This is a genomic window from Brevundimonas abyssalis TAR-001 (assembly GCF_000466985.1).
Taxonomy (GTDB): domain Bacteria; phylum Pseudomonadota; class Alphaproteobacteria; order Caulobacterales; family Caulobacteraceae; genus Brevundimonas; species Brevundimonas abyssalis.
Genome location: NZ_BATC01000086.1, coordinates 1 through 8,152, shown reverse-complemented (window position 1 = coordinate 8,152; position 8,152 = coordinate 1). Strand labels below are relative to the sequence as shown.

General features: G+C 68.6%; 7 protein-coding genes and 1 pseudogene. 1 reads left to right on the top strand and 7 read right to left on the bottom strand.

Translation table 11 applies throughout. The features are described 5' to 3' along the window. Positions 1 to 116: 116 nt before the first annotated feature. The 6 genes and pseudogenes from MBEBAB_RS14060 to MBEBAB_RS17815 form a co-directional block, all read right to left on the bottom strand. Positions 117 to 1,031: a TrbL/VirB6 family protein gene (locus tag MBEBAB_RS14060; protein ID WP_021698655.1), complete on the bottom strand. Its 915-nt coding sequence runs from the start codon at positions 1,029 to 1,031 to the stop codon at positions 117 to 119. Between the two features lie 124 nt (positions 1,032 to 1,155). Then, the gene (locus tag MBEBAB_RS14055) at positions 1,156 to 1,884 is read right to left on the bottom strand and encodes a TrbJ/VirB5 family protein (RefSeq protein WP_021698654.1); all 729 of its coding nucleotides are present in this window, start codon (positions 1,882 to 1,884) and stop codon (positions 1,156 to 1,158) included. Then, positions 1,881 to 4,136, bottom strand: a complete 2,256-nt coding sequence (locus MBEBAB_RS14050) for a VirB4 family type IV secretion/conjugal transfer ATPase (RefSeq protein ID WP_021698653.1) — start codon at positions 4,134 to 4,136, stop codon at positions 1,881 to 1,883. The genes MBEBAB_RS14055 and MBEBAB_RS14050 overlap by 4 nt, the downstream gene beginning before the upstream one ends. 108 nt (positions 4,137 to 4,244) lie before the next feature. Beyond that, on the bottom strand, positions 4,245 to 4,580 hold the full coding sequence (locus tag MBEBAB_RS14045) for a VirB3 family type IV secretion system protein (protein WP_021698651.1): 336 nt from the start codon (positions 4,578 to 4,580) through the stop codon (positions 4,245 to 4,247). Positions 4,581 to 4,685: 105 nt separating this feature from the next. Next, on the bottom strand, positions 4,686 to 4,985 hold the full coding sequence (locus MBEBAB_RS14040; protein ID WP_021698650.1) for a TrbC/VirB2 family protein: 300 nt from the start codon (positions 4,983 to 4,985) through the stop codon (positions 4,686 to 4,688). A 232-nt stretch (positions 4,986 to 5,217) separates the two neighbouring features. Continuing rightward, a pseudogene (locus tag MBEBAB_RS17815) lies at positions 5,218 to 5,625 on the bottom strand (lytic transglycosylase domain-containing protein); the annotation flags it as partial. A gap of 248 nt (positions 5,626 to 5,873) precedes the next feature. On the opposite strand from MBEBAB_RS17815, the gene MBEBAB_RS14035 reads away from it, so the two are divergent. Beyond that, positions 5,874 to 6,476 (top strand): ABC transporter permease, encoded by a 603-nt coding sequence (locus MBEBAB_RS14035; RefSeq protein ID WP_148291572.1) that lies wholly within the window; start codon positions 5,874 to 5,876, stop codon positions 6,474 to 6,476. A 687-nt stretch (positions 6,477 to 7,163) separates the two neighbouring features. Here the strand turns inward: MBEBAB_RS14035 and MBEBAB_RS14025 are convergent. Then, positions 7,164 to 8,152: DegT/DnrJ/EryC1/StrS family aminotransferase (locus MBEBAB_RS14025; RefSeq protein ID WP_045319426.1), on the bottom strand; the 989-nt coding region annotated here is incomplete at its 5' end.

The window sequence follows — 8,152 nt, the reverse complement described above, 5'->3', positions numbered from 1 at the left end:
GCCGTGGGGGTTGGCCGGGCGGCGCGCCTGGCCGTCGCAGACGGGCAGGGGATCCGGTCCCAGCGCCGCGCAGGCGCCGAGCAGCAGGAACAGGACGGGAGCGAGTGTGCGCATGGTCAGCCTCCAAGGGGTCGGATGGTTCCGCCGCCGCGCGGCGGCCGGCGATCGGCCTCCAGCGGGCCGCCGGCGCGGCCGGGGCCGCCCAGGGCGGTGGCGTTGGCGAAATCGGCCAGGCCGGCGCTGGCGCCGCCGGCCACGCCCGCGGCGATGGCGGGGGTCTGTAGAAAGAAAATGGCGCCCAGCAGGCACAGGGCGATGAAGATGAGCCCGCCCACCAGGGGGTCGGCGCCTTCGATCGCGCCCCACTGATCCCGCACCAGGGCCAGGATCAGCTGGAAGATGGTGATGATCAGGGCGAACAGGACCAGATAGTTCACCGCCTGGCTGAGCCAGCCGAAGAAGTAGCGGCGGGTGGCGTCGAACAGGGCGCAGGCGATGAAGATGGGGCCCAGGGTCACCAGCAGGGCCAGGGCCAGCTTGGCGATCATGACGATGCCGAAGCCCAGGGCGCAGGCCAAGGCGCCGATGACCATCACCGCCGCGGCGATGATGTAGGGGGCCAGGTCGAAGGTGGAGCCTTCGCGGGCGATGGTCTCGCTGAGATAGCCCGCATGGGCCAGGAACTGGTCGAAGGCGGCGCCGGGGTTGGGCGCGGCCGCCCCGCTGACCGCCTGGGTCAGGGCCCCGGGCAGGTCGATGAACAGGGGCTGGGTGACGAAGGTGGAATAGGCCGGCGTGGTGGCCAGGGCGTAGAGCAGGGTCAGCTTGAGGGAGCGGATGGCGAAGTCCATCACCGGCTCGGCGATGGCGCCGCGCAGTATGGCGTAGCCGTAGAGCAGCACATAGAGCACCAGGGCCGTCCGCAGGGGTCCCTCCACCACGGCGATCACCGACGACAGGCGATCGCCCAGGAAGACGCTGAGCCGCTCGTCGATGAACAGATAGCTTGGCTCGAACACCCGAAAGCTCACGGCCGGGCTCCCCGCACGGCGCCGGGGGCGAAGCCCTTCGGATTCGTGCGCCTCCGGTCGAGGCCCGAGGCGCGCGCGACAGGACAGGCCGGCGCCAGCCCGGCCGGGATGGCGGGGGCCCGTCTCACCGGATGATCTCGCCATAGAGCGCCAGACGCCGGTCGCGGGCGGCGGCGGCGCGCTCGCGCGCCCGCTGGGCCTCCAGGCGCGCCTCGGCCGCCTGGGTCAGGGCCAGGCCCTGCAGCCGCAGCTGTTCGTTCTGGATCAGGGCCTGTTCGGCGCTCAGCCGGGTCTCCAGGTCCAGCACCGCCCGGGCGTCGGGCGCCGTGTCCAGGGCCTGACGGAGACTCTCTAGCCCCGACAGGCGCTGGTCGGCCGCGTCGCTGACCGCCTCGCCCAGGGCCAGGTCCCGGGCCGTGCGGGCGCCGGCGCGCGCCAAAGCCTCGCGATAGTGGCGCTCCGCCTCGGAGACGGCCTCGGCGTCCGGGACGTAGAGCCGGGTCTGTGCGCGGATGGCCTCGGCCCGGTCCGCCAGGTCGCCCAGGGCCGAAAGGTCGCCGTCGGCGGCGCGGCGCAGCGCCTGCAGATCGGGCAGGGGATCGCGCACCTGGGGCAGGCCCAGCACCCGGGCCAGGTCATTGACGTCGGACGGATCGTTGAGGCTCTCCAGCAGGGCCGCGCCCTGCTCCACCTGGCGCTGCAGGGCGCGCAGCTGGTCCAGGGCGGTCTGGGCCTCGCGGATCATCTGGGCGTAGGCGGCGGGGTCGTGCACCACCAGCTGGGCGCGGGCGGCGCCGGCGTTGAACAGCAGGGCGGCGGCGCACAGGGCCGCGCCGAGACGGCGAGGGGTCATGACGGTCTCCTTTGTCGGTGGAAGGCTGGGCCCCACTGGGCGTAGTCGTCCCCGTGCTCGGCCCGCAGGCGGTCCAGCAGGGCGGTGGTCTCGGCGCGGCCCGAGAGCACGGCCAGGGCCTCGTCCAGGCCGCTCAGATCCAGCTCGGCCACCACGCTGGTGTGGCCCTGCTTGATCAGGAAGCGGTGCGACTCCGGGGTCAGCTCGTCGCGGATCAGACGGAACTCGGTCCGGCTCAGGCCGAAGCCGTCCACATAGTCCCGCGCCTGACCGTGGGCGTTGGGCAGGAAGATCTTCGTGGCGCACTGCTCCAGGATGGCCGGTGCGATGGGGGAGGCCAGGGCGTCGGCCGGGGACTGGGTGCCGAACATCATCAGGGCGTTCTGCTTGCGCCAGGTCTTGAGTCCGTCGCGGATCAGGTCGGTGAAGGCCGGATCGCCCAGCGCCTTCCAGAACTCGTCGATGTCCAGCACGAAGCGGCGGCCGTCGACCCGCTGGCCGATGCGGTGCAGCAGATAGAGCATCACCGGGGCGCGGACCTCGGGATCGTCCAGAATGGTGGTGACGTCGAACCCCGCCAGCGGCGCGTTCAGGGCCACGGCGTCGCGGGGGTTGTCCAGCACCCAGCCCAGGGGGCCGTCGGCGGTCCAGCGCTCCAGCCGGGCGCCCAGGCCGCCGGCGTCGCCCTGGCCCAGCAGGGCGCGCAGGGCCCCCAGCGAGCGCCGGGACCGGGGCAGGGCCTCAAGGGCCAGGACCGCCTCGTCCACGGCCCGCAGCTGGCCCACGGTGAAGGGGGCGTCGGGACGGGCGGCGATGGCGCGCACCAGGCGGGCGAGGAAAGCCCGGTTGGCGGGCGTGGACTCCAGGGCCCGGAAGGGGGCGAAGCCGGTGGGCTCCCCGGGCTTCAGGGCCAGATAGTCGCCGCCGCAGGCGCGCACGAAGATCTCGGCCCCGCGGTCCTTGTCGATGAACACCTGCTGGGCGCCGAAGCGCTCCATCTGGGCCAGCAGGAAGTTCTGCACCACGGTCTTGCCCGAGCCGGAGGGGCCGCAGATGAAGGTGTGGCCCAGGTCGCCCACATGAAGGTTGAGGTGGAAGGGCGAGGCCGCCGTGGTGCGCAGCACCGCCAGGGCCTCGCCCCAGTGGTGGCCGGCAGGGCGGCCCGCCGGATGGGTGTGGAACGGCGCCAGGGCCGCGAAATTGCGCGAGGTGACGGCGGCCGGGCGGGTGCGGCGGCCGAACACCCCCGGGAACTGGGCCCAGAACGCCGCCTCCAGACCCAGGTCCTCGCGGGCCACCACCAGGCCGGACTCCGCCAGCAGGCCGCGGGCCCGGGACAGGTGGTCGGCCAGCTGGGCGGGATCGTCGCCGTACACCAGCAGGGAGGCGTGATGCTCGCCCATGACGAACCGGTTGCTGACCAAGTCGTCCAGGGCCGCGTCCAGGCCCTCGATCTGGGAGGCGGCCCGGTCCCGCGAGGAGACCATCTGGTTCTGCTTGCGCTCCAGCACGGCGCGGGCCGCGGGCTTGGACAGGAAGGCGAAGGACTGGCTGAGGACGAAGGGGAAGGGGGCGTCCAGCAGGCCGTCCCACAGGCCGGGCCGGGTGACCGAGGGATATTCCTTCAGGGCCAGGATCCCGGCGAAGCGGGCGTCGGCCACGTCGCGCAGCTCCAGGGTCTCGCGGCCGAAGATGGCGCGCATCGTATAGACCGCTTCACCCAGGTGGCCGCAGGTGAGGGGGACCCGGCCCGGGCGCCCGGTCAGGATCAGGCGGATCATCTCCAGCGGTTCGGAAAACCACAGGCCGTTGGCCTCATAGAGGGCCAGGCGCCGCGGGCCGTAGCGCTCCAGCAGCTGGACCAGGTCCCGCGCGGCGTCCTCCAGCCGCCGCAGGGGCCCGTCGTCGATCAGCACCGCCTTGCCGCGGTCCCGGACCCGGCGCAGCAGACCCTCGGCCCGGTCGCCGGGGCGACGCCCCGGGTGCAGCACCAGGGTGAGGTACAGGTCGTTGACGAACAGGCGGCCCCGGGCCAGACGGGCGTCATAGGCGTCGGCCAGTTCGCGCGCGAATTGCGATCGGTGGCCGGTTGTGGGCGGGATCCGGACGGGGCGGCGCACCACATGGTGCCACAGGGCCAGGCGGTCATCCGCCAGATTGCGCCAGGCCTGGTTCAGCTTGACGTGCCAGTCGTTGAGGTCGCGCACATCGGCGGTCTCGAAGCTGACTCCGTCCAGCTTGAGGCAGAGCATCAGGCGCCGCTGTCCAGGGCGATGATGTCCGGGCTCAGGTGCCGGGCGTAGGGCAGGGCCCGGCGGACCTCGGGCTCGCGCTTCAGACGGGCGGGGGAGTGGGCGCCGTCAGCCATGCCGCAGCCCCCTGGCGCTGTAGCGCCGCACCAGCGGCAGGGGCGAAGGCGACGAGCCGCCCCAGACCGCGCCGTTGCGGGCCCGGCCCTTGGTGTCCACATAGGCCGTCAGCAGCCGGAAGGCGTTGTGGTCCGCCTTGCAGACGGCCCGGAAGGTCAGGTGCAGGGCCGGGGCGATCAGCAGATAGAGCAGGCTGCCGCCCACCAGGAACACCACGCCGCTGGCCATGAGGTTCAGGCCCATGGCCTCCATGGGCACGCCCCAGACCATGGCCGGCCGGGTGCCGGCCAGGAACAGGGGCTCCTCGATCAGGCGCTCCTCAGACATGGCCATCTCTCCGGACGGCGTCGGACAGGGGGCGTGCCCGTGGAGCGGATCGGCGGGCGTCGGCGCGCCCGCGGATCCAGACCAGCACGGCGGCGAGGGTAGGCTTCAGCCCGTGATGAGGTTGACGATCTCCGCGGCGCCGAACACCACGATGATGCCCAGCACCACGATCGCCGCCCGGCGCAGGTCGAACAGACCAAACATCCACAGGATGCCCACCACCACAACGGCCAGGATGGCCAGCAGCCGGGCGGTGTTGCCGGTCAGCATGTCCACCACGTTCTGCAGCAGCCCCTCCAGGTTGGTGGCGGCCAGGGCCGGTCCGGCGCTGGCCAGGGTCAGGGCGCCGGCGAGGCTGAGGCACAGCGGCAGGCTTCGGTGCCACCGCAGGGGCAGGGATTTCATGATCGGCTCTCCTTGGGCTGGGAGGGGGGAAGACCAGCGTGACGCTGGCGTGCGAGCGGGCGAAGACGTCCCACGACGGGACCTCGGCCGTTCGCTGGAAGGTGCGGCCGGGTCTCTGGGCGGGCGTTGCAGGACGCTCGGCGAGAAGCGGAGCCGTGGCCGCCGGCATCGGGAACAGGCGCCGGGCCGCCGCCTCGATGCGGGCCACGTAACCGTTGCGGAAACCGCGGTGGGCGTCGCCGGTGTTGTAGCGGGACAGGGCGATCCTCAGGGCCGTCTGGCGCTGGTCCGGGGAAGGATCGCCAGGCCGATAGCCGGCCTGCAGCACCACGGCGGCGGCGGCCAGGTTGCGGCAGGGATCGAAGGCGTCCTCGACGCTCAGCCCCAGCCAGTCCAGGTTGGCGCTGTTGATCTGGGCCAGGCCCAGATCCAGGTTCGCGCCTTGGGCCAGCAGGTCGCGCGCGATCCGCGCGGCTGCAGCGGGCTTGTCGGCGGACGGGACCGGCTCGGGGGCGTGGTTGACGCCGATGGCGACCGGGTTGAAGCGGCTTTCCACATAGGCGATCGCGCTCAGGGTCTCCGGCGCCACGGCGGGGGCGCAGGATTGAGCCAGGGCGAGGACGGCGGCGAGGTCGAGCAAGGCAGGGACTCCGGTGAGCCCTTAGCCAAGCGCATGGCGCGCACGCGCTCGACCCGCCGCCTTACGGGGGTGGGTCTGCGGTGGGCTTCAACTGCGTTCTGTGTGTCCGGGAGCGTGGGACCAGCAGGCACTGAAACCGAAGGGCCGGCAGTCGGAGGTGGCCCGGTTCCGTTCGCTCGGGCCTGTTCTATGCATAGCCGGCCTGATATCGGTTTCGGTTCAAACCGGGACCGACAGTGAGCCGCGACATGATCACGCCTGAAACTGGAGCGCGAAACAGCGACCGGATGCCCAGGTGGCGGGCCCTGCTCGAGAACGCGCGGCCATTTGTTATCGCTGCTCGGTCAAGCCTGCGGACCATTCACGCACTGATGCTCAGAGAGTCGCGCACGCGATATGGGCGTCGGTCCGGCGGCTACGTGTGGGCGCTGATTTCGCCCATGATCCTGCTCGTCAGCATGATCGTCATGTTCTCGTTCATTTCGCGCCCAGCGGGGGCGGGCGATAGCCTGGTGGTCTTCTTCATCACCGCTATTCTGCCCATCTTCTTGGTCAAGAACATGATTGCGCGGGGGGCGAACGCCATCCGGGCCAATCGCGTCCTTATGCATTACCCTCAGGTGAATGCCTTTGAAGTCGTCACTGCGCGAGCCATTCTGGAGTGTCTAAGCTACTTCATCGTTCTCATTCTCTTTGCCCTCATAATGTTCGCCTATTTTGGGCTGCCGTTTACGGCATGGATGGACCGGCCGGTGGGCATGATCGGCGCAGGCGGCGCACTTTTTTGTTCTTTGCTATGGGAGCGGCTTTCTGAGTTCCCAGATCGGCCGGGCGTTCGAGCTGTGGAATGAACTGACAGGGCCGCTCGGGCGCATCATTCTGCTGACGTCCGGCTTGTTTTTTACGCTTGGCAGCTTGCCACCCGAGTTCTTGGCTGTCGTGAAGTACAATCCAGTCGCTCATATCGTCGAGTGGATACGCGACGTATCAATCCGCGATTTTTACAGTGATTTGTACGATCCTTGGTATCCGGTTCAAGTCGGCTTTATTTTCCTTGCGATTGGCCTTTTTATTGACTGGCTATACCGGATCAGCGGCTACGATCTTCAGCCTTAAGAAAAGGCGGGCAGGCACCCGTACTCAGAAGTCTAGGGGCCCGACCCGATACCCAATTCGGTTACCGAGCTTCTTTGCGCCGAAAGTCCGCGGCGCCCTGATCGCCTTCACACGGCGAACGCCCTGATCCTTCGTGCCACCCGTGGCGATCGATGGGCGTGACAAGCCTCCTAGCCGGCGCGCCCAAGGGGCGGTCGCCTCGTGCAATTAATCGTGTGTGATCAGATCCCCCTGGGACCCAGCTGCGGTTCCTGGGTTGAACATAAGATGATGGATGCCAGACAGCGCCGTTCGGCTGATGGAAGCGTCCCGAACTTGGCTCACAATCGGCGTCCCGAATATGCAGTGCCTTACGGACGGCGCAACCCTTCAGGCGTGGCTCCACAGATGACGTCTGAAACAACAACGGGCCCAGTAGGCGCTCAGGCAGTTGATACTGCGAGAACAATGCGATCCTGGGTGGCCTCGTCCAACCACGCATGCATCGGCAAGCTGATGACACGCTCTGACTTGGCCTCAGTCACCGGAAGGCCCCCCGGTCCAGTCCGGTGGTGCGCGTATGCCGGCTGACGGTGCATGGGAATGGGATAATAGACCGCCGTTGGTACGCCCTGCGCTTTAAGATGTGCAGCCAGGGCGTCGCGGTTCTCATGTTCAATTGTGTACTGGGCCCAAACCGAGATCCCGCCCTCAATGACATAGGGAACCGTCGACACGTGCGGAGCCAGAAGTTGGTTGTAGCGATCCGCGACGCGATTGCGACGCTCGATCTCATCCGGAAAAATGGCCAGCTTCTCAATAAGAATTGCAGCTTGGATGGTGTCGAGACGAGAGTTCATGCCGACGCGCATATTGAGGTACTTGGTATCGTGCTCGAAGGTCCGGCCTTTAAGGTCGGACTCGATCGCCTTCCCGTGGACTCGCAGCGAGTCGAGCAGAGCAGCTAGATCATCATTGTTCGTGAGCACTGCGCCTCCGTCACCATAACATCCCAGAGGCTTCGCGGGGAAAAAGCTGGTGGTGGCAGCGTCTGCCCAGTGGACGGGGTGCTGGCCATTGAGAGTGCAGCCCAAACCTTGAGCCGTGTCGGCAATCAGCTTGAGGCCATACTTCTGCGCCACAGCGGCGAGCCGAGGATAATCGGCCGGCTGACCGAACAGATCGACCGCGATCACCACTTTGGGCGTGAGCTGGCCTTCTGCAAGCACCGACTCGATCGCGGCCTCAAGGTGATCAGCATCCATGTTGTAAGTCTTCGGGTCGATATCGACGAACACGGGGCTAGCGCCGAACCACGGGATGATTTCCGCAGTGGCGGCGAAGGTAAAGGACGGGCAGAACACCGCATCGCCCGGACCGACGCCCCATGCCATCAAAGGCAAAGCCAGCGCGTCTGTACCGTTTCCGCAGG

What these genes read in the sequence shown, in the direction of transcription:
- MBEBAB_RS14055 (WP_021698654.1), bottom strand. Translation starts at nt 1,884, where the DNA reads ATGACCCCTCGCCGTCTCGGCGCGGCCCTGTGCGCCGCCGCCCTGCTG.
- MBEBAB_RS14050 (WP_021698653.1), bottom strand. Translation starts at nt 4,136, where the DNA reads ATGCTCTGCCTCAAGCTGGACGGAGTCAGCTTCGAGACCGCCGATGTG.
- MBEBAB_RS14045 (WP_021698651.1), bottom strand. Translation starts at nt 4,580, where the DNA reads ATGTCTGAGGAGCGCCTGATCGAGGAGCCCCTGTTCCTGGCCGGCACC.
- MBEBAB_RS14040 (WP_021698650.1), bottom strand. Translation starts at nt 4,985, where the DNA reads ATGAAATCCCTGCCCCTGCGGTGGCACCGAAGCCTGCCGCTGTGCCTC.
- MBEBAB_RS14035 (WP_148291572.1), top strand. Translation starts at nt 5,874, where the DNA reads ATGATCACGCCTGAAACTGGAGCGCGAAACAGCGACCGGATGCCCAGG.